Source organism: Gordonia sp. CNJ-863, assembly GCF_001942325.1.
Classification (GTDB): Bacteria; Actinomycetota; Actinomycetes; order Mycobacteriales; family Mycobacteriaceae; genus Gordonia; species Gordonia alkanivorans.
In genome coordinates this window covers 1-20,566 of the sequence record NZ_MKKG01000010.1, presented here as the reverse complement: position 1 = coordinate 20,566, position 20,566 = coordinate 1, and the positions used below count along the sequence as shown (strand labels likewise).

Annotated in this window: 21 protein-coding genes and 1 pseudogene; 13 read left to right on the top strand and 9 right to left on the bottom strand. The window is 67.3% G+C overall.

Translation table 11 applies throughout. The features are described from left to right. The first annotated feature begins 19 nt into the window (after positions 1-19). The 3 genes from BJF87_RS05455 to purD are packed head-to-tail and all read left to right on the top strand — an operon-like array spanning position 20 to position 4,525. Positions 20-1,273 carry a bifunctional glycosyltransferase family 2/GtrA family protein gene (locus BJF87_RS05455; RefSeq protein WP_075862803.1) on the top strand — a complete coding sequence of 418 codons (1,254 nt, stop codon included), beginning with the start codon at positions 20-22 and terminating at the stop codon, positions 1,271-1,273. Beyond that, a complete protein-coding gene (locus BJF87_RS05450) occupies positions 1,270-3,216 on the top strand; it encodes a glycosyltransferase family 39 protein (protein WP_075862790.1) in 1,947 nt (648 codons plus the stop codon). The genes BJF87_RS05455 and BJF87_RS05450 overlap by 4 nt, the downstream gene beginning before the upstream one ends. 55 nt (positions 3,217-3,271) lie before the next feature. Next, a complete protein-coding gene (purD, locus tag BJF87_RS05445) occupies positions 3,272-4,525 on the top strand; it encodes a phosphoribosylamine--glycine ligase (protein WP_187346468.1) in 1,254 nt (417 codons plus the stop codon). A gap of 25 nt (positions 4,526-4,550) precedes the next feature. Here the strand turns inward: purD and BJF87_RS05440 are convergent, their stop codons facing one another. The 3 genes from BJF87_RS05440 to BJF87_RS05430 form a co-directional block, all read right to left on the bottom strand. Then, positions 4,551-5,498 (bottom strand): alpha/beta hydrolase family protein, encoded by a 948-nt coding sequence (locus tag BJF87_RS05440; protein WP_075862788.1) that lies wholly within the window; start codon positions 5,496-5,498, stop codon positions 4,551-4,553. Positions 5,499-5,592: 94 nt separating this feature from the next. Further along, complete coding sequence (locus tag BJF87_RS05435; protein WP_035752099.1) at positions 5,593-5,988, bottom strand: DUF302 domain-containing protein; 396 nt, start codon at positions 5,986-5,988, stop codon at positions 5,593-5,595. Between the two features lie 32 nt (positions 5,989-6,020). After that, on the bottom strand, positions 6,021-6,290 hold the full coding sequence (locus BJF87_RS05430; protein ID WP_005201272.1) for a metal-sensitive transcriptional regulator: 270 nt from the start codon (positions 6,288-6,290) through the stop codon (positions 6,021-6,023). A gap of 299 nt (positions 6,291-6,589) precedes the next feature. Between BJF87_RS05430 and BJF87_RS05425 the strand changes: the two genes are divergently transcribed. The 3 genes from BJF87_RS05425 to purB all read left to right on the top strand — a co-directional run bounded on the left by BJF87_RS05425 (position 6,590) and on the right by purB (position 9,112). After that, positions 6,590-7,180, top strand: coding sequence for a TetR/AcrR family transcriptional regulator (locus BJF87_RS05425; RefSeq protein WP_187346470.1), 591 nt, complete (start codon positions 6,590-6,592; stop codon positions 7,178-7,180). A 38-nt stretch (positions 7,181-7,218) separates the two neighbouring features. Then, positions 7,219-7,620 carry a hypothetical protein gene (locus BJF87_RS05420; protein ID WP_035752093.1) on the top strand — a complete coding sequence of 134 codons (402 nt, stop codon included), beginning with the start codon at positions 7,219-7,221 and terminating at the stop codon, positions 7,618-7,620. Positions 7,621-7,684: 64 nt separating this feature from the next. Continuing rightward, positions 7,685-9,112, top strand: coding sequence for an adenylosuccinate lyase (gene purB / locus BJF87_RS05415; RefSeq protein ID WP_075862787.1), 1,428 nt, complete (start codon positions 7,685-7,687; stop codon positions 9,110-9,112). A gap of 3 nt (positions 9,113-9,115) precedes the next feature. Here purB and BJF87_RS05410 read toward each other — a convergent pair whose 3' ends face one another. After that, entirely contained in the window at positions 9,116-9,403 is a 288-nt protein-coding gene (locus BJF87_RS05410) for a SelT/SelW/SelH family protein (protein ID WP_075862786.1), read from the bottom strand. 61 nt (positions 9,404-9,464) lie between these two features. On the opposite strand from BJF87_RS05410, the gene BJF87_RS05405 reads away from it, so the two are divergent. Together BJF87_RS05405 and BJF87_RS05400 are read left to right on the top strand one after the other, a co-directional pair. Beyond that, entirely contained in the window at positions 9,465-10,364 is a 900-nt protein-coding gene (locus BJF87_RS05405) for a phosphoribosylaminoimidazolesuccinocarboxamide synthase (RefSeq protein ID WP_075862785.1), read from the top strand. Next, positions 10,361-12,508: a S9 family peptidase gene (locus tag BJF87_RS05400; RefSeq protein ID WP_075862784.1), complete on the top strand. Its 2,148-nt coding sequence runs from the start codon at positions 10,361-10,363 to the stop codon at positions 12,506-12,508. Before BJF87_RS05405 ends, BJF87_RS05400 begins: the two co-directional genes overlap by 4 nt. Positions 12,509-12,577: 69 nt before the next feature. Here BJF87_RS05400 and BJF87_RS05395 read toward each other — a convergent pair whose 3' ends face one another. Then, on the bottom strand, positions 12,578-14,125 hold the full coding sequence (locus BJF87_RS05395; RefSeq protein ID WP_075862783.1) for a DHA2 family efflux MFS transporter permease subunit: 1,548 nt from the start codon (positions 14,123-14,125) through the stop codon (positions 12,578-12,580). Between the two features lie 61 nt (positions 14,126-14,186). Beyond that, complete coding sequence (locus BJF87_RS05390; protein WP_075862782.1) at positions 14,187-14,681, bottom strand: MarR family winged helix-turn-helix transcriptional regulator; 495 nt, start codon at positions 14,679-14,681, stop codon at positions 14,187-14,189. 145 nt (positions 14,682-14,826) lie between these two features. Here BJF87_RS05390 and BJF87_RS05385 point away from each other — a divergent pair, with 145 nt between their 5' ends. The 4 genes from BJF87_RS05385 (at position 14,827) to BJF87_RS05370 (ending at position 17,606) form a co-directional block, all read left to right on the top strand. Beyond that, positions 14,827-15,309, top strand: coding sequence for a glutathione peroxidase (locus BJF87_RS05385; protein WP_006867195.1), 483 nt, complete (start codon positions 14,827-14,829; stop codon positions 15,307-15,309). Between the two features lie 68 nt (positions 15,310-15,377). Continuing rightward, on the top strand, positions 15,378-15,617 hold the full coding sequence (purS, locus tag BJF87_RS05380) for a phosphoribosylformylglycinamidine synthase subunit PurS (RefSeq protein WP_005201292.1): 240 nt from the start codon (positions 15,378-15,380) through the stop codon (positions 15,615-15,617). Between the two features lie 5 nt (positions 15,618-15,622). Beyond that, entirely contained in the window at positions 15,623-16,303 is a 681-nt protein-coding gene (purQ, locus tag BJF87_RS05375; RefSeq protein WP_075862781.1) for a phosphoribosylformylglycinamidine synthase subunit PurQ, read from the top strand. Between the two features lie 10 nt (positions 16,304-16,313). Next, entirely contained in the window at positions 16,314-17,606 is a 1,293-nt protein-coding gene (locus tag BJF87_RS05370; RefSeq protein WP_075862780.1) for a M18 family aminopeptidase, read from the top strand. Position 17,607: 1 nt separating this feature from the next. Here the strand turns inward: BJF87_RS05370 and BJF87_RS05365 are convergent, their stop codons facing one another. Both BJF87_RS05365 and BJF87_RS05360 read right to left on the bottom strand, forming a co-directional pair. Next, on the bottom strand, positions 17,608-18,375 hold the full coding sequence (locus tag BJF87_RS05365; RefSeq protein ID WP_075862779.1) for a lytic transglycosylase domain-containing protein: 768 nt from the start codon (positions 18,373-18,375) through the stop codon (positions 17,608-17,610). Between the two features lie 185 nt (positions 18,376-18,560). Beyond that, on the bottom strand, positions 18,561-19,871 hold the full coding sequence (locus tag BJF87_RS05360; RefSeq protein ID WP_075862778.1) for a PQQ-binding-like beta-propeller repeat protein: 1,311 nt from the start codon (positions 19,869-19,871) through the stop codon (positions 18,561-18,563). Between the two features lie 52 nt (positions 19,872-19,923). On the opposite strand from BJF87_RS05360, the gene BJF87_RS05355 reads away from it, so the two are divergent. Next, entirely contained in the window at positions 19,924-20,397 is a 474-nt protein-coding gene (locus BJF87_RS05355) for a DUF1772 domain-containing protein (protein ID WP_075862777.1), read from the top strand. Here BJF87_RS05355 and BJF87_RS26595 read toward each other — a convergent pair. Next, positions 20,394-20,566, bottom strand: a pseudogene (locus BJF87_RS26595) (HNH endonuclease); the annotation flags it as partial. The gene BJF87_RS05355 and the pseudogene BJF87_RS26595 overlap by 4 nt on opposite strands.

The window sequence follows — 20,566 nt, the reverse complement described above, 5'->3', positions numbered from 1 at the left end:
CGAGCCGATCGTGGTCCTCATGATCCCGCAAGCACCGCCGGACCGGAGGGCGCAGGTGTACACGCTCGCCGACAGTTCGGTGTCCACCCCGGTCCTCGACATCGTCGTTCCCGTCTACAACGAACAGACCGACCTCGCGTCGTCGATACACCGGCTCGCGGACCATCTGCGCCGGCACGTGCCGTATCCGGCGCGCATCACCGTCGCCGACAACGCCAGTACCGACGACACCCTCGCGATCGCCGTCGGTCTCGTCGACGAACTCGAGGGCGTCCGCGTCGTTCATCTCGACGAGAAGGGCCGTGGTCGTGCGCTGAACGCGGTCTGGCAGCGCAGCGACGCCGAGATCGTCGCCTACTGCGACGTCGACCTCTCCACCGACCTCAATGCGCTGATGCCGCTCATCGCCCCGCTGGTGTCGGGTCATTCCGACATCGCGATCGGCACCCGGCTCAGCCGGTCGTCGCGCGTCGTGCGCGGACCCAAGCGGGAGTTCATCTCGCGCTCCTACAACCTCATCCTCCGAACCGCCATGGGCGCCAGGTTCTCCGACGCCCAGTGTGGGTTCAAGGCGATGCGCACCGACATCGCCCGCGAGCTGCTGCCGTTCGTCGTCGACACCGGCTGGTTCTTCGACACCGAACTGCTCGTCCTCGCCGAGCAGATCGGGCTGCGGATCGCGGAGGTCCCGGTCGACTGGGTCGACGACCCGGACAGCACCGTCGACATCGTGCCCACCGCACTCGCCGATCTGAAGGGTTGTGCGCGAGTTGGTCTCGCGCTGGCGATGGGACGGTTGCCGATCGCGCAGCTCCGCGCCTCCATCGGTCGCGACCGGGCGGCGGGCCCCCAGATCGACGGTGTGCCGAAGGGTTTGGTGGGCCAGCTCGCGCGGTTCTGTGTAGTGGGCGTCGCGTCGACGATCGCCTTCGCGGTGCTGTTCCTGGCGTTGCATTCGTTCCTGGGAGCGCAGGTGTCGAACCTGGTCGCCCTCGCGATCACCGCCGTCCTGAACACCGCAGCCAACCGCCGGTTCAGCTTCGGCGTCCGCGGGCGCGACAACGCACTCCGCCACCAGTTGTTCGGTCTCGGGGTGTTCCTCTTCGGCTGGCTGGTCACCGCCGGCTCCCTGTTGTTCCTGCACACCGTCGCGCCGGACGCGACCAAACACATCGAACTGATCATCCTGGTGGTCGCGAACCTGGTGGCCACGCTCACCCGGTTCGTCGGTCTCCGCTGGGTGTTCCGCAAGACCCCGGAGGTTGTCGCATGACGACACTGACCATCGACCCACCCCTCGACTCCGCTCCGCCGACGCATGCACACGCGAAGAACGTGCTGTGGGAACGTCTCTCACTGGCCACGCTGCTGATCGGTACCGGTGTCCTCTATCTGTGGAATCTCTCGATCAACGGTTGGGCGAACTCCTTCTACTCGGCGGCCATCCAGGCAGGTTCGCAATCCTGGAAGGCCTGGTTCTTCGGGTCGAGCGACATGGCCAACTCGATCACCGTCGACAAACCACCTGCCTCGCTGTGGATTCCGGGCATCAGTGCGCGGATCTTCGGGGTCAACTCCTGGTCGATTCTGGTGCCCGAGGTGCTAATGGGCGTCGCATCGGTCGCGTTGCTGTACCTGATCACGCGAAAATACTTCGGCCACTGGGCCGGAATCCTCGCCGGCGCGGTACTGGCGCTGACGCCGGTCGCGGCGTTGATGTTCCGCTTTGACAACCCCGAGGCGCTGCTGATCCTGCTGATGATCGCGGCCGTCTGGTCGCTGATGAAGGCGGTCGACGACGGCCGGTGGCGGTGGCTGATCCTCACCGGTGTGTTCATCGGGTTCGGATTCCTCACCAAGCAGCTGCAGGTGATGCTGATCGTGCCGGCGCTGTCGATCACCTATCTGGCCTTCGGTCCGCGTGGTTGGTTGCGCCGGCTGGGTCAGTTGTTCGCCGCGCTCGGAGCGATGATCGTGAGCGCCGGCTGGTGGATACTCGCCGTCGAACTCTGGCCGGCGTCCTCGCGGCCGTACATCGGTGGTTCGCAGAACAATTCGATCCTTGAGCTGACTCTCGGCTACAACGGGTTCGGCCGACTCAACGGCAACGAGACCGGGGCCGTGGTCCCCGGCCGTTCCGGTATGGGCGAGGTGGGTGGCCCCGGCGGTGGCCCGTGGGGTGAGACCGGATGGCTGCGGATGTTCGAACCTGCGCAGGGCGGTCAGATCGCGTGGCTCATCCCGACCGGGCTCCTACTCGCCGTTGTCGCGGCAGTCCTGATCGGCGGCGCGAGACGGACCGACCCGCGTCGCGCCTACCTCGCGGTATGGGGAATGTGGCTACTGGTCACGATGGGTGTCTTCAGCTTCATGGCCGGGATCTTCCACCAGTACTACACCGCAGCCCTCGCCCCGGCGGTCGCTGCTCTCGTCGCCGGTGGTGGGGCGGTCTGCTGGAGCCACCGCGGCCGACTGTGGGTCCGGATCGCTCTCGGCGCATCCGTGTGGATCGCGGCCGGCTGGGGCTTCGTCCTGCTGAACCGCACTCCCGACTTCGTGCCGTGGCTGCGCGTCGTGGTCCTCGTCGTCGGCGTGGTCGCCGGTGCCGCGATGGTCTTCGCGAACGTCCGCGGTGTCGCAGCGGCAGCAGTGACCGGTGCGATCCTCGCCGGACTCGCCGGTCCGGTCGCGTACACGATCGACACGGTGACGACCGAGAAGAGCGGATCGATCATCACCGCCGGCCCGCGGGTCGAGGGCGAGTTCGGCCCTGGTGGACGCGGAGGCCCCGGCCAGGGGATGCCCGGCAGTCGCGGCGGCGACGGCCCCGGTGGCCTGCTGCGCGGCTCGACCCCCACTGCCGCGGTCGTCGAGAAGCTGAACGCCGACGCGGACCAGTACACGTGGGTGGCCGCGGCGGTCGGGTCGATGTCCGCCTCGGGCTACCAGCTCGAGAGCGGCCATTCGGTGATGCCGATCGGCGGGTTCAACGGCAGCGATCCGTCGCCGACCCTCGCCGAGTTCCAGAAACTGGTCGCCGAGAAGAAGATCCACTGGTTCCTCGGCGGTGGTGGCGGGCCCGGTATGGGCGGGGACCCGATGGGCGTCGATTCCGAACGCCCGGCGTCGTCGATCAGTGCGTGGGTGCAGGAGAACTTCACCGCTGTGACGGTCGACGGGGTCACGATGTACGACCTGACCCAGCAGACCGGCTGATGCGCTCACCGGCGCGTGACGCGGGCCGTGTACGCAGTCGTTTAGAGTCATGGTCGTGCGAGTACTCGTGATCGGCTCGGGCGGCCGCGAACATGCCCTTCTCATCGGCCTCAAGAACGATCCGTCGGTCACCGACCTGCATGTCGCTCCCGGCAACGCCGGCACCTCGGCGATCGCCACCAACCACGCCGTCGACGTGGTCTCGGGTGAGGCGGTCGTCGCCCTGGCGCAGAAGCTGGAGGCCGACCTCGTGGTCATCGGACCCGAGGTGCCCCTGGTCCTCGGCGTCGCCGATGCGTTGCGCGCGGCCGGTATCGCAACCTTCGGCCCCAGCGCGCAGGCCGCGCAGATCGAGGGTTCCAAGGCTTTCGCCAAGGACGTGATGGCCGCTGCGGGCGTCAAGACCGCGCACGCGGAGATCGTTGACAACCCCGCTCACCTCGACGCCGCCCTCGACCGCTTCGGACCCACCTGGGTCGTCAAGGACGACGGCCTCGCCGCGGGTAAGGGCGTCGTCGTCACGCCCGACCGCGAGGTCGCCCGCGACCACGCCGCCGAGTGCCTGGAGAGCGGACACCCCGTCCTGCTGGAGAGCTTCCTCGACGGACCCGAGGTGTCACTGTTCTGCCTCGTCGACGGCGAGACCGTGGTGCCGCTGCTGCCCGCGCAGGACCACAAGCGCGTCGGCGACAACGACGCCGGACCCAACACGGGCGGCATGGGTGCCTACACCCCGCTGCCGTGGCTGCCCGCGGAGATGACCGAGCGCATCGTCGAGGAGGTCGTCAAACCCGTTGCGGCCGAGATGGTGAAGCGCGGATTCCCGTTCTCGGGTCTCCTGTACGCCGGTCTCGCGATCGGCAAGGACGGGCCCGCGGTCGTCGAATTCAACTGTCGCTTCGGCGATCCCGAGACCCAGGCGGTCCTCGCACTGCTGAAGTCGCCGCTCGGTGCGGCGCTCAACGCCACCGCCACCGGCACGCTGGCCGACCTGCCGGCGCTCGAATGGCACGACGGCGCTGCGGTCACCGTGGTCGTCGCCGCCGAGAACTACCCCGGCAAGCCGCGCACCGGTGACGTCATCACCGGCGCCGACGCCGAGGGCGTGTTGCACGCGGGCACGTCCAGGAACGCCGACGGTGCGATCGTCTCCGCCGGAGGTCGCGTGCTGGCCGTCGTGGGTACCGGCGCCGACCTCGCCGAGGCCCGTGCCCAGGCCTACGCCCGGATCGAGAAGATCAAGCTGCCAGGCTCGCGTTACCGCACCGACATCGGCCGCAACGCCCTCGAGGGCAAGATCAGCATCTAGTGGCAGACCCGGGCGGGTCGGGAGCTCAGTCCGCGAGATTGCGGCCGAGAAACTCGATCTGCTCGGGGAGCACGCTGCGCCAGTACCGGTTGGTGTGCCCACCGGCTGCAGTGCCGAAGGCGGCCGGCGGGTGAAGGCCCGCGGCCCACTGGCGGGTGTAGGTGTAGAACTGGTCGCTCGAACCGATGTTGATGAGCAGCGGGATCTTCGCGAAGCTCGGCTGCGCGCCGAACAGCGAGTTGGCCTGGTAGTCGGCGAGGCCGTCGAAGGCGCGCGGGGGGAAGTTGCGCGGATCGGCCCACATCGCGGGCGAGCTGACCGCCACCGCGGCGACGCGCGGCGCACCGAGCATCGACGCCAGACGCAGCGCGCCGTATCCGCCCATCGACCATCCGAAGAGACCGATGCGGTCGGTGGACAGGTTGAGCCGTGGGTCGTTCGCGAGCATCGGCAGGAACTCGTCGAGGATCATCGCGCCACCGTCGGTGCCGTCGGCCCGTCGGTGGTAGTAGTTGCGGCCCACGTCGGCGGCGGCCAGCGCGAACGGGGCGTTGCCGTTGTCCACGTACTGCTGCATCACGGTCTGCATCTCGAGTTTCGACCCGAAGATGGTCTTCTCGTTGGTGTTCAGCGCGTGCAGCACGACGACGACGGGCAGCTTGCCGGTCACGCCGTTGGGTCGGGCGACCGCCCAGCGGGTGTCGCGGCCGCCCATGCGGGCGGACTTGAAGCTGCCGGTGATCAGCGGGGGGCCACTGGTGACCGGGGGCGGCGAGGTCTCGATCGGCAGCTCGTCGTCGGCGGCACGGCCTTCGAGGTTGCGCGGCTGCACCGACGCCGACGGTGCCTTGTCCGAGCATGCGGCCAGTCCGAGCGCGGCGGCCCCGACGCCGGCGGCGAGCACGGCACGACGGCCCACGCGCGGAAGGTCGCGGTCGGCTGCATCGGAGAATCGGGATCGCACGCTCGTCATCGAAGCAACAGGGTAATCGCGGACCCCGGGCTCGACGCAACGTCGAGTCGGCCGACTCGCCGCCGCTGTGAGAAATCTGTCTCGGACTTGACGTTCAGTCGAGCGACGCGATGGCCTTCTGCAGGAGTTCGGCTGCTCCGGACGCCACGTCGGGCAGGCCCGGGGCGTCGGTCACCGCGACCATGATGTCGGGGTTCATCGCCTCGACGATGACGGTCCCGGCGTTGTCGGTGTCGTCGCGCACCACCACATTGCAGGGGAGCAGCAGGCCGATCTGCCTCTCGATCCCGAGCGCGCGATGGGCGAACTGCGGATTGCAGGCCCCGAGGATGAGGTAGTTCTCCATGTCCTCGTCGAGCTTCTTCTTGAGCGTCGCCTTCACGTCGATCTCGGTGAGCACGCCGAATCCGACATCGCTGAGCGCTTCCCGCGTCCGCGCGACCGCGTCGTCGAAGTCCGTCTTCAGGGTCGTCTGGTAACCGAGTTTCATGATCACTCCTCTCGTGGTGCTCCTCGCGTGCGTCAGGCGAGCGCCAGGAACAACTTTTCCATCTGATCGATCGTCATCGGCTCCGAGTCCTTGGACTGTTCACCGGTTATGCATTCGCGGAGGCCGGTCGCGACGATCTTGAAACCGGCACGATCCAGTGCACTCGACACCGCCGCGAGTTGGGTCACGACGTCCTTGCAGTCGCGTCCCTGTTCGATCATCGAGATCACGCCCGCGAGCTGTCCATGGGCGCGGCGTAGCCGATTGAGCACGACGCCGATCGATTCTTCGTCGCCGACCATGACGACCTCCTTGTGGTTCTGCACGCGTGTGGTTCTGCACGCGTGGACTTGCCCGACAAACGTCGATCATACCCCTTGGGGTATGAGGAGCGGTCTGGTCCGGTCGGCATCTGCGTGGCGAAGTCGGCGAAGGTCGGCCGCGGAGGCGATCCTCGTGTCCGATGACCGACTGGCACCTGCCCTGAACAGGGCATTCACCACGCGTGTCAGGGTCTTATACGGGAAATCGACTGTGCTTGTATCGCTTTGAGCAAAAGCAATACGGCGGTACGGATGCCTTTGGCAGCATGAACCACATGATGACGTCGGCGGCGACACCCAAGGGTGCGCGACGGCGGTCTCGCTTGATCGAGGCCGCCGGCGAGCTGCTGCTCGAAGGCGGCTTCGACGCCGTGCGTCATCGTGCGGTGGCCGAACGTGCCCAGTTGCCGCTGGCGTCGACGACGTACTACTTCGCCTCCCTCGACGACCTGATGGCCGAGGCGGCAGCCAGCCTCTGCAGCCACGACGCGGAGGCAGTCACCGAGCGCTGCAACGCACTTCCGCGTCGACGCCGCGGGAAGACCGCGACCTCGACCGCCCTCGCCGAGGTCGTCGTCGGCGACGACACGATCCAGCAACTGTCGGCCCGTTACGAGATGATCGCGCTGTCGGCGCGGTACCCGATGCTGCGCGAGGTGGTGAGCGACAGGTGGCAGACGCTGTCCATGTGTCACCTCGACGTCCTCGCCAAGTCCGGCCGGGTTGCCGACCCCGCCCACATCGCCCAGCTGATCGGGATCGAGGACGGCGCCATCGTCGGCGCACTCGGACAGAACGGTGTCCGGCCCATCGACGCGGTACGCGACGCCCTGTTCGAGGTGATCGACGTCCTGGCACCGCGGGCGTGACAGCAGCGAAAGAAAGGGATCGGATGTCGGGGGATTCGATGAGTAGGCGCCGTACCCGCGCGGGTGTCGTCGCCGCGTTCCTGTCCATGCTCTTCGGGGTCACGATGCTTGTCGCCCCCAGCGCGCAGGCCGCTCCGGCCGGTCGCGTCGACGCGGGGGTCCCGTTGTCGTCGGTGGTCTACGGAACCGGCTGCACCTACCCCGTGACCGTCCCGGTCAACTCGTCGGGTTGGGTCGAGTTCTGGGAGGTCAAGCCGGGTCTTCCGGCTCGATTCATCGGCCGCGATCTCCCCTCGGGTGCCCTTGCCTCGGTCACCTGGGTGCCCCGTCGGATCGGTGACAAGTACCTCTACGCCGTCCAGAACGGCAAGGCCTCGCAGCCCACCCTCGTGAAGGTGCGACAGGGCTACGGGTCCAACGGCACCTGCTTCGCGTTCTGAGCGGCGTGTGGGTCGGCAGGTGGAGGAATTCGGGATCCGCTCCTGAGCGACCTACACTGAGCGGGTGTCGAAGCCCGTCATCGCCAACGTCCTGGCCAGCCGCTATGCCTCCACCGACCTCGCCGAGCTGTGGTCGGCCACCACCAAGATCGCCCTCGAACGGCGACTGTGGATCGCGGTATTGAAGGCGCAGGCCGACCTCGGGATCGACGTCCCGGCCGACGCCATCGCCGACTATGAGCGCGTTGTCGACCAGGTAGACCTCGCCTCGATCGCCGACCGCGAGCGCGTCACCCGCCACGACGTCAAGGCTCGCATCGAGGAGTTCAACGCCCTCGCCGGTCACGAGCAGATCCACAAGGGCATGACCAGCCGCGACCTCACCGAGAACGTCGAGCAGCTGCAGATCCTCCGTTCCCTCGAGCACGTGCACGCCCATGGCGTCGCCGTCCTGGCCCGCATCGTCGAACGTGCCGCCCAGTACTCCTCGGTCGTGATGGCCGGCCGCAGCCATAACGTCGCCGCGCAGGCGACGACCCTCGGCAAGCGTTTCGCCTCGGCCGCCGACGAACTCATGATCGCGCTCACCCGACTTCGTGAGCTGATCGACCGCTACCCGCTGCGTGGCATCAAGGGCCCCATGGGCACCTCGCAGGACATGCTCGACCTCCTCGGCGGCGACGCCACCAAGCTCGCCGACCTCGAGGCGCGCGTCGCCGACCACCTCGGTTTCGCGCGGTCGTTCACCTCGGTCGGTCAGATCTACCCGCGGTCCCTCGACCACGACGTGGTGTCCGCGCTGGTCCAGGTCGCGGCCGCACCGTCGTCGCTGGCCACCACGATCCGGCTCATGGCCGGCCACGAGCTGGTGACCGAGGGCTTCCAGCCCGGCCAGGTCGGCAGCTCGGCGATGCCGCACAAGATGAACACCCGCAGCTGTGAGCGCGTGAACGGTCTCGCCGTGGTCCTGCGCGGCTACGGCTCGATGGCCGCCGAACTCGCCGGCGCCCAGTGGAACGAAGGCGACGTCTTCTGCTCGGTGGTCCGCCGCGTCGCGCTGCCCGATGCCTTCTTCGCCATCGACGGTCTGATGGAGACCTTCCTGACCGTCCTCGCCGAGTTCGGCGCCTACCCTGCGGTCATCGCCAACGAGCTCGACCGCTACCTGCCGTTCCTCGCGACCACCAAGGTGCTGATGGCGTCGGTGCGTGCGGGCGTGGGTCGCGAGACCGCGCACGAGGCGATCAAGGAGAACGCCGTCGCGGTGGCGCTGGCCATGCGCGAGGAGGGTCGCGAACCCGATCTGCTCGACCGCCTCGCCGCCGACGACCGCATCCCGCTCGACCGGGCCCAGCTCGAGGAGCTCCTCGCCGACAAGACGGTGTTCGTCGGAGCGGCCGAACAGCAGGTTGGCGACGTCATCGCCGCGGCGGAGAAGATCATCGGCCAGTACCCGGAGGCCGCGGCTTACGCACCCGCGCCCATCCTCTGAGGGTCACTCCGGCGCGGAGGCGTCGGCGTGCCCGAGCTTCCAGTCGGGGAGCGCGACGTCGCGCACCAGGCGCTTGAGTTCGGGTGCCCCGGGGAATCCGCCGTCGCGTTTGCGCTCCCAGATCTGCGTGCGGTCGACGTCGATGTGGAACACGCCGCCGGTCCCGGGGACCAGCGTCACCGAGCCGATCTCGGTGCCGAAGGTGTTGAGCAGCTCCGATGCCATCCACGACGCCCGCAGCAGCCAGTTGCACTGGGTGCAGTAGGTGATGGTGATGTGCGGTGCGGTCATCGGTCAAGAATGTCAGAGGCTGCCGCCCCCGGCCGACCGGTGACCCTCTAGGGTCGAGTCCATGCGTCCTGAACTGCAGTCCTACCGGCATCTGGCGTCGGGGAAGGTCCGTGAGATCTACGAGATCGACGCCGACACCCTGCTGTTGGTGGCCTCCGACCGGATCTCGGCCTACGACCACATCTTGAGTCCCGCGATCCCCGACAAGGGACGCATCCTGACAGCGATGAGCTTCTTCTGGTTCGACGAGCTCGGCGTTCCCAACCACCTCGCCGGCGGTCCCACCGACGAACGCATCCCGGGCGAGGTCGTCGGCCGCTCGATGGTGGTGAAGCGCCTACCGATGGTGCAGGTCGAATGTGTGGCGCGCGGCTACCTGACGGGTTCGGGTCTGCTCGACTATCAGGCGACCGGTGCGGTGTGCGGCGTCGAACTGCCTGCGGGTCTGTCGGAGGCCTCCAAGCTGCCCGAGCCGATCTTCACCCCGGCCACCAAGGCCGAGCAGGGTGAACACGACGAGAACATCAGCTTCGAGCGCGTCGTCGAACAGGAGGGTGCCGAGCTGGCCGGGGCGCTGCGGTCGGCGACCCTCGACATCTACGGTCGCGGTGCTGCGGTGGCTGCCGACCGCGGGATCATCCTCGCCGACACCAAGTTCGAGTTCGGTCGCGGCCCCGACGGTGAGCTCGTGCTCGCCGACGAGGTTCTGACCCCCGACTCGTCGCGCTACTGGGAGGCCGCGACCTACGCGGCCGGCAAGGTCCAGCCCAGCTTCGACAAGCAGATCGTCCGGAACTGGCTCACCAGCGCCGAATCCGGTTGGGACCGTGCCTCCGATGTCGCTCCGCCATCGCTGCCCGACGACGTCGTCGAGAAGACGCGCCAGCGGTACATCGATGCCTACGAATGGATTTCGCAGAAGTCCTTCGCCGACTGGCCCACCACGGAGGTGGCCTCGTGACCGACGAGCGAAACACCGCGACACCGCCGGTCGCCAAGAAGGTCCCGAAGGAACGCACCCACCACGGCGACACCTTCGTCGACGACTACGAATGGTTGCGCGACAAGGACGATCCGGAGGTGACCGCCTACCTCGAGGCGCAGAACGCGTTCACCGAGGCGCACACCGGTCACCTGTCGGATCTGCGCAAGCAGATCTTCGACGAGATCAAGAGCCGCACCAAGGAAACCGACATGTCGGTGCCCGTCCGACGTGGACGCTTCTGGTACTACGCCAGAACGCAAGAGGGCAAACAGTATTCGATGTCCTGCCGGTGCCCGATCGCCGGCGACGACGACTGGACCGCGCCGAAGGTCGACGACGGTGTGACGCTGCCCGGTGAGGAGGTCCTGCTCGACAGCAACGTCGAGGCCGAGGGACACGACTTCTTCAGCCTCGGTGCGCTCACCGTCAGCGACGACGGCAACTGGCTGGCCTACAGCACCGACGTCGTCGGCGACGAGCGATACACGCTGCGCATCAAGGACCTTCGTACCGGTCAGGTCCTCGACGACGTCGTCACCGACACCTCGGGTAGCGCGGTGTGGTCGGCCGACGCCCGCCACGTCTTCTATTCGACGGTCGACGCCGCATGGCGGCCGGACACGGTGTGGCGACACGACATCGGTGCGGGCACCGAGGACGTCAAGGTCTTCCACGAACCCGACGAGCGGTTCTGGGTCGGCATGGGCACCACCCGCAGCGACAAATACCTCGTCATCGGAGTCGGCTCCAAGATCACCTCGGAGAGCTACGTTCTCGAAGCCGACAACCCGACCGGTGAGTTCCGCAGCGTCGTGCCGCGCGTCGACGGCGTCGAGTACAGCGTCGAACATGCCGTCATCGGCGGCGACGACTACTTCGTCATCGTGCACAACGAGGTCGTGGACGGTCAGAAGGCGGAGAACTTCGCCATCGACATCGCGCCGGTGGACAGCCCCGCGGACCGGCGTCCGCTGATCGCACACGATCCGGCCCGCCGCGTCGAGGACCTCGACGCCTTCGCCGACTACCTGGTGCTGTCATACCGGCGAGAGGCGCTGCCGCGCCTGGCCATTGCGGACCTCCGCCGGATCGACGGCATCCCCGCCGAATCCGACTTCCACGAGGTCGACTTCGATCAGGAACTGAGCACGGCCGGGCTCGGCGGCAACCCCGAGTGGTGGTCACCGAAGCTGCGCATCGGCTACGGCAGCTTCATCGAACCCGCGGAGTTGTTCGAACTCGACGTCGCCACCGGCGAACGCACCCTGCTGAAGCGGCAACCGGTGCTCGGCGGCTACGACCCCGCCGACTACGTCCAGTCCCGTGAGTGGGCGGTCGCCGACGACGGCACCCGGATCCCGCTGTCGGTGGTGCGCCGCAAGGAGACCGACGCAGCGAAGCCTGCCCCGCTGCTGCTGTACGGGTACGGCTCGTACGAGGCCAGCATCGATCCCTATTTCTCGGTGTCCCGGCTGTCCATGCTCGATCGCGGCATGGTCTTCGTCCTCGCCCACATCCGTGGCGGCGGCGAGATGGGTCGCTACTGGTACGAGAACGGCAAGGACCTCAGCAAGAAGAACACCTTCACCGACTTCGTCGCGGCCGGACACCATCTCGTCGAGACGGGATGGACGACGCCGCAGCAGATGGTCGCCGAGGGCGGTTCGGCCGGCGGTCTTCTGATGGGTGCGGTGGCCAACCTCGCGCCGGAGCTGTTCAACGGCATCCTGGCGTCGGTGCCGTTCGTCGACGCGCTGAACTCGATCCTCGACCCGTCGCTGCCGCTGACGGTCATCGAATGGGACGAGTGGGGCGACCCGCTGCACGACCCGAAGGTCTACGAGTACATGAAGACCTACACGCCGTACGAGAACGTCGACGCGAAGCCGTATCCGCCGATCCTCGCGTTGACCTCCCTCAACGACACCCGGGTGCTGTACACCGAGGCGGCGAAATGGGTGGCGCGGCTCCAGGAGAAGTCGACGTCGGGCAACCCGATACTGCTGAAGACCGAGATGAGCGCCGGTCACGGCGGCGTCAGCGGACGCTACAAGCAGTGGGAGGAAGTCGCCTTCGAGATCGCCTGGATACTGCAGCAGTCGGGCGCGCTGGAGAGCTGACCTCGACACCGAAGAGCCCCACCACCCTCGCGGGCGGTGGGGCTCTTCCGGTTTGGACCCGGAGGTCGATCAGTGCATCATGATCGGACCGCGATCCATGTCCTCTTCGACGAGAGGGGACGCGATCTTCTTGCGCGGCAGGAAGAATGCCGGGATCACGGTGAGGCAGATCAGCACGACCGAGATCACGAAGGTGTTGGAGAACACGTCGGCGGCGGTGTCGAAGAACGACTCCGGCAACGGGTTCGGGACACCCGGGGGTAGCGGCTTGTCGGAGGTGTTCGCCATGATCGCGAGACCGGCCTCCGGCTTGCCGGCCAGGCTGCTGGCGAGGATCACCGAGATCACCGCGGTGCCGATCGAGGTGGCCGTCTGCTGGATGGCGTTCATCAACGTCGAACCGTCCGGCACCTGGGCGTTGCTCAGGGTGGCGAGCGCCGCGGACATGATCGGCATCATCGTCATACCCATACCGAGGCCCTGGACGAACAGCGAACCGCAGATCAGCCAGTACGAGGTGTCCGAGCCGAGCATGGTGAACGCGGTCATGCCGAGGAGGATCAACACGATGCCCGCGAGTACGAACTTGCCGGGGCCCATCCTGTCGGTGAGTTTGCCGGCGATCGGCATCGTCAGCATGGCGCCGAGACCCTGCGGGGCGAGCAGCAGACCCGCGGTCAATGTCGACTCGCCGCGCACACCGATGAAGTACTGCGGGAACAGCAGTGCGGCACCGAAGAACGCGATCATGAACAGCACCATCGTGGCGACCGCGATGCTCAGCGTCTTGTTCTTGAACAGACGCAGGTCGAGCAGCGGCTTCTTCGCGCGCAGCGCATGGACGATGAACGCGACGATGAGAAGTGCGCCGATGATCGTCGGGATCAGCACCGAACCGGTGACGAAGGTGCGGTGTTCGGCGCTCGACGAGATGCCGAACAGGAACAGCGCCAGACCCGGCGACAACAGCAGCAACCCGACGAAGTCGATCGAGGACCGCTTGGTCTCGGCGTCGTCGCGCAGGACGATCCAGGCGAAGACGAAGGCGATGATGCCGATCGGGACGTTGATCAGGAAGATCCAGTGCCAGCTGAGCTGCTCGATGAGCACGCCGCCGAGGATCGGACCCGAGATCGGGCCCAGGAGCATCGGGATACCGAGGACGGCCATCACCGAACCGACGCGTTCGGGACCCGCCGCCTTGGTCAGCATCATCATGCCGATCGGCATCAGCAGACCACCGCCGAGGCCCTGGACCACGCGGAACGCGACCAGCATGCCGATGTTCGGTGCGAAGGCACAGAGGATCGAACCGAGGGTGAACAGGACCAGCGAGGTCAGGTACACCTTCTTGGTGCCGAAACGCGACGCGGCCCAGCTGGCCAGCGGGATCACGGCGGCGAGGGCGAGGGTGTAACCGGTCGCGGTCCACGCGGCACCCGCGGCGTCGGTGTTGAACTCCTGCTGGAAGGTGTTCTGGGCGACGCCGACCACGGTGACGTCGAGGATCGACATGATCGCGCCGAGTACGACCACACCGGCGACCAGCAGGACGTTCTTGTCCAGCTTGGTGTCTGGTGGACCTTCGTGGAGATGGCCTCCGGTGGAGGATGTCATGCGGTGTTTGTCCTATCGGTCGGGATGCGACTGAGAAGTAGGTGTCGGGAGGTGTTCGCGGTCAACGGGTGGCCAGATTGCAGAAGTGGTCGACGCCGTCGTCGACGATGGGTCGCAGCGCCGAACACAGGTTGTCCCGGAGTTCGGCGGGGAGGCCGGCCACGAACCGTCGCACGGTGTCGTGTTGCAGTGCCAGGTGTGTCTCGAGGTAGCGCATGCCGTCGTCGGTGAGCGAGACGCGCTTGATGCGACGGTCTGCCGAGTCCTCACGACGATCGGCGAGACCGGAGCTGACCAGCTTGTCGACCGTCCGGCCCGCGGCCGCGAGGGACAACTGGACCTGGTCGGCGATGGCGTTGACCGGCATCGGCCCGTCGTGGCTGCCGAGCGCACAGAGCACGCGGAGCTGGGAGAAGGTGATGTCGGTGGCGGCGAGACTCTCCATGGTTTCCGGCCGGCCGAGGTCGAGCAGACGGTCGAGGAATGCGACGAGCGCCGCCGAAGCGGACTCGATCGACTTGTCGGCGCTCGATGCGCTCAAGAGTTCCTCGGACACCCGGAAATAGTAACTCCGACGCAACTATTGCAGAAACGCAATAGGTGTGAGATCGCACATGAGCTGCGAGATGGTGTGATCCCCGTCTCAGGCGCAGGGGTGTGCAGCCGATCACAGCCTTTCGGGGACGGGCTAATCTCTCCCCATGGGCAACATCAAGGACATCCCGGTCACCTCTCTCGACGGCTCCGACGTCTCGCTGAAGGACTTCGGCGGACCGCTGCTGATCGTCAACGTCGCCAGCAAGTGCGGCCTCACCCCGCAGTACGAAGGCCTCGAGCAGCTCGCGAAGACCTACGGCGACAAGGGCCTGACCGTCGTGGGCGTGCCGTGCAACCAGTTCATGGGCCAGGAGCCGGGCACCGCCGAGGAGATCGCGACCTTCTGCTCGACCACCTACGGCGTCACCTTCCCGCTGCTCGAGAAGACCGATGTGAACGGCGACGCCCGCCATCCGCTGTACGCCGAGCTGACCCAGGCCGCCGACGCCGACGGCGAGGCCGGTGACATCCAGTGGAACTTCGAGAAGTTCCTCGTGAACGCCGACGGCGAGGTCGTCAACCGATTCCGTCCTCGCACCGAGCCGACCGATCCGACCGTCGTCGCCGCAATCGAATCCGTGCTCTGAGTCGATTTGGGGGCACCCGGTAAGCTGACCAGGCGAGAACTGATCAGCAGAGATTGAGGAGCGGTGCCATGGCGCGAGTGGTGGTCGACGTGATGCCCAAAGCCGAGATTCTCGACCCGCAGGGGCAGGCCATCGTCGGCGCACTGGGTCGGCTCGGATTCACCGGGATCGGCGACGTCCGTCAGGGCAAGCGCTTCGAGCTCGAGGTCGACGACACCGTCGACGATGTGACGCTGGAGCGGATCGCCGAAGAGTTGTTGACCAACACGGTGATCGAGAACTTCAACGTCTCCCGGGTCTCGGAGTAGGCGGCATGACAGCTCGTATCGGTGTCATCACCTTCCCGGGCACCCTCGACGACGTCGACGCCGCCCGTGCGGTCCGGCTCTCCGGCGCCGAACCTGTCGCGCTGTGGCACGGCGACGCCGACCTGAAGGGCGTCGACGCGGTCATCGTGCCGGGCGGCTTCTCCTACGGCGACTACCTCCGTGCCGGTGCCATCGCGCGCTTCGCGCCGGTGATGGGGTCGGTCGTCGAGGCGGCGGGCAAGGGCATGCCGGTCCTGGGAATCTGCAACGGATTCCAGGTCCTGTGCGAGGCCGGGCTCCTGCCGGGCGCGTTGACCCGCAACGAGGGTCTGCACTTCATCTGCCGCGACGAGTGGCTGCGCGTCGAGAACAACACGACCGCGTGGACGACGCGTTTCGAGCGCGGCGCGGAGATCCTGATCCCGCTGAAGTCCGGCGAGGGCCGCTACGTGGCGTCGGAGCGCAAGCTCGAGGAACTCGAGGGCGAGGGTCTGATCGTGTTCACCTACCCGGAGCGCAATCCCAACGGGTCGGCACTCGACATCGCCGGTATCTCCAGCCCGAACGGCCGGATCGTCGGTCTCATGCCGCATCCCGAGCACGCGACCGAGGCCCTGACCGGCCCGAGCGACGACGGGCTCGGCCTGTTCTACTCGGTGATCGACTCGGTCCTCGCCTCGGTGTGAGTGCGTCCGGATGAGCGACGCAACGCCGAAGATCCCGACGAGTGCGTCGGCGACCGGGCTCGGTGACTTCATCGACGCCTCGCCGTCGCCGTTCCATGTCTGCGCCACGGTCGCCCGCGAGCTCGAGAATGCTGGATACACAAGGCTTTTCGAGGAGCAGGCGTGGCCGGCTGCGGCCGGCGCGGCGTCGTCGAAGTCCTATGTGATCCGCGGCGGCTCGATCATCGCCTGGGAGACCGGCGACGGTCCCGCCTTCCGCATCGTCGGCGGCCACACCGACAGCCCCAACCTCCGGTTGAAGCAGCATCCCGACCGCACGTCGGCCGGGGTGGCCATGATCGCGCTCGAACCCTACGGCGGCGCCTGGCTCAACTCCTGGCTCGACCGAGATCTCGGTCTGTCCGGTCGGCTCGCCTATCGGGCGGGTGATCGGGTGGCGCACACTCTCGTCCACGTGACCGAGGCGGTGGTGCGGGTGCCGCAGCTGGCGATCCACCTGTCGGAGGACCGCAAGGGCGTATCACCCGATCCGCAGCGGCACGTCAACGGTCTCTGGGGTCTCGACGACGCCACCCCGGACGTTCTCGGCTGGGTCGCGGAGTACGCGGGCCTCGACCCAGACACCCTGTTGGGCTGGGAACTGATGACCCACGACGTCGCGCCGTCGGCGGTGATCGGTGCGGCCGAGAACCTGCTCAGCGCACCGCGTCTGGACAACCAGGGCACCTGCTACGCCGGACTCCGCGCACTGCTCGACGGCTCGTCGTCGGCGCATACGCGAGTGCTGGCACTGTTCGACCACGAAGAGGTCGGTAGCGGCTCCGAGCGTGGTGCCGCATCGGACTTCCTGGCCTCGATCTGCGAGCGGATCGTGTTGTCGCGCGGCGGTTCCCGCTCCGACTATCTGCAAGCGATGGCCGGGAGCGTGTGCCTGTCCGGCGACATGGCGCATGCGACGCACCCGAACTATCCGGAACGCCACGAGCCCGGCCATCGCATCTCGATCGGCGGCGGCCCGGTGCTCAAGGTGAACCAGAATCTTCGTTACGCCTCGGATGCGTTGGGAGAAGCCATCTTCGCGGTGGCGTGCGACGATGCGGGCGTGCCGATGCAGCGATACGTCCACCGCGCGGATCTGCCCTGCGGCTCGACGATCGGACCGATCACCGCGACCCGCACGGGCCTCACCACGATCGACGTCGGCGCGCCGCAGCTCGCGATGCACTCCGCGCGCGAACTGATGGGTGCCGCCGACGTGCCGATGTATTCCGCTGCGTTGCAAGCCTTCTTGGCTCGGAACTGAATCAGTAGGAGCGGGCGAACCCGAGCACGTTGTTCACGTACTCCATGGAGTTGTTGTAGCGCAGGATCGCGGTGGTCAGCGACGCCGGGTTGCGCAGGTCGAGACCCTCGTCGCACAGGTAGCGACCGGTGGTCAGCGCGGCGTCGAAGATGTTCTGCGGGTCCGCTTTGCCGTCACCGTTGCCGTCTGCGGCGTAGGCCTTCCAGGTGGACGGCAGGAACTGCATGGGGCCGACCGCGCGGTCGTAGGCCGCGTCGCCGTCGAGCTCACCGCCGTCGGTGTCGCTGATGACCTCGTTGCCGCCGAGCGAGCCGTCGAGGACGGGGCCGAAGATGGCGCTGCGCAGCACGCCGTCGGGATTGACGTTGCCCTGGTCGGCGTGGTGGGACTCGACCTTGCCGATGCCGGCGATGACCTTCCAGTCGATGCCGCAGCGCGGGGTGGTGTCGGCGAGGGTGCTCGCGGCCTTCTTGTAGGCGTCGTAGTTGGTCACGGGGACCGCGCCGGAGGTGACGCTCGCCGGGCGGATGACCGGGGCGGGTGCCGGCGTCGGGGCCGGGGCGATCGGATGCGCCCGCGCGGCGGGGGTGAGCGCGGGGGCCGCGGTGGCCGTCACGCCCGTGGAGAGGCTGCTGGGCTCCGGGGCGGCTGTCGGGTGCGACAGCTCGGCTCCTGCGGTGGCCGCGCCCGCCAGGACTCCGACGGGGAGGAGGGCCGTGGCCCACAGCGGTGTGCGTGTTTTCTTCCGTGGCTTGGAATGCTTACCCAAAACTTACTGACCTCACGTGTACTGCTCGTGGTTCGTGCTCTCGGAACCGAGCCGACCGTACACGTGGTCGTGAGCAAAGCGTTATCTTCCCGTGACCAACAAGGGTATGGACAGCGGGTCAGGTTTGTGTCTTCGCAGGTAGTCGGGGGCAGCCGGTCTCCGATGTGAGACGGCCCACACGCGCCTCAGTTCGGACGCAGAACGGACATCGTGGAACCCTCGCTGAGCACGATGTAACCCTCGACGACCTTGATCAATCCGGGCGAACCGACGCCCTGTTCCCAGGCCACTCTGTTCTCAGGTGTCAGGGCAGTCAGCTGCCCCTGGTTCGACAGGATCATGGTGGTGCCCGTCGATCCGATGCAGGCCGGATTGGCCAGGATAGGCTGCTCCGGACCGGGCGGCGGACCGCTGCCGATGTGATCGCCGTCGGCGAGCGCGTACGTCGTCCGCGACCCGTCGAGGCGTCCGAAGTTCACCAGTGAGCCGCAGGCAATGGCGCCCGACTTCGACAGTTCGCGGTCGCTGATCCGCCACAGTGCGCCCTGACGAGCCGGATCGCGCACCTCGTACTCGCCGCGATCGGCGAAGATGCGGTTGGAGGCGGTCAGCAGCGGCAGCGTCGACGGCCCGGATTCGACCTGCAGGCCCTCCGAGTCGTCGACGGGGTCGGGGTCGACGCGTCCGTTGATCGTGGCGTACGTGGTGACACGCTCGGCGTTGTAGTCCTGGTGCTCGACGGTGACGCCCGTCGGATAGAGGGCGATGTCGCACTGGTCGCAGGCGATGCGGTTGTCGCCGTTCGTCGGGTTGACCAGGAACTGGCTGGCGTCGGCGGTCTTGACGACGACGATGTCGCCGGTGACCTCGATGTCGACGATCGGTGCCGCGAAGGTGCGTGCCCAGATGGTCTTGCCGGCCGGCGTGTTCAACGAGAGCTGGTGACCGACCCGGTTGACCCGTAGGAAGTTGTTGCCGAGTCCCACGACCTTCTTGGTGTCGAGGTATCGGGCCGTCTGCGTCGGGACCCCGGCGTCGTCGACGAGATAGAAGCCGTCGTCGAGCGGGGTGCCGAGTTGGACGGCGCACCCCACCTGGCCGGCCTCGTTGAAGGCGCAGTCGCCCTGGCCGGCGTTGACCGGGGAGTCCCAGAGGAGACGGCCGTTGCGGCGGTCCACCATCGTGAACGAGCGGCCCAGGCCCGACGGGTAGGCGATGAGCCAGCCCTCGTCGGAGGTGTCGACGACCTGAATGGTCACCTCGTCGCGATAGTCGGGGAGATCCTCGTGGCCGACGATGGTCCAGGCGATGGACGGCGCACGGTGGTAGTCGCGCAATTCCCCGTACGCGTAGTCGGTGTCGTCCGCCTGGTGTTCACCGCTGGAGAGCACCACGCCGGCGGTGATGAGCATCGCTGCGCAGAGGATCAGTACGACCGTCCCGATGCCGAACGGCAGGCGCGCGGAGAGCGCCCGGGCGCGGGAGCGTGAGGACATGGCTAAGAGTGAACCATGGCGTTTCCGCGGGCCACGAGGTGCACTGTTCTCTATGGACCCACTGCAGGATGTACTGGTGACCCTCACGGTCGTGACCACGGGACTCAGCGCCGGTGTGCTGGCAGGTTTCGGCTACGCCGTGATCCCCGGACTGACCCGCGCCGGCGCCGACGTCGCGGTCGTGGCGATGCAACGAATGAACACTGCCATCCTCAATCCGCTGTTCGCGGTCATCTTCGGCGGTGGCGTCGTGTTCGGTGCCCTCGGTACCTGGGCCGCATGGAATGACGGGCTGCGCTGGTGGGTCCTCGCCGCAACCCTCCTCACGCTGTTCGGCATCGTCATCACCATGACGGTGAACGTCCCGGCCAACAACCGCCTCGATGCCGCCGCCGATGTCCACGGCACGGAGGCAGACCGGGTCTGGGCCGAATTCACGTCAGTGTGGATGCCGTGGAACATCGTTCGATCGGTGCTCACCACCGCTGCGGTCGTCGTCCTGGTGGTCGGGTTGCTCGTGGGTTAGAACGGGGGCGGGCCGTCCGCGGCCTCGCGGCGTTCGCGCTCCCGCTGGTTGCGGGCACGCTCCGCCCGCCGGCGTGCGTGCTTGTGCGCGAGCCGGTTGCTGGTGGGCGGGGTGTCGTCCCCGGTGATGACCCGTGGGGTCGGTGGGGCTTGGGGTGGCTGTTCGTAGC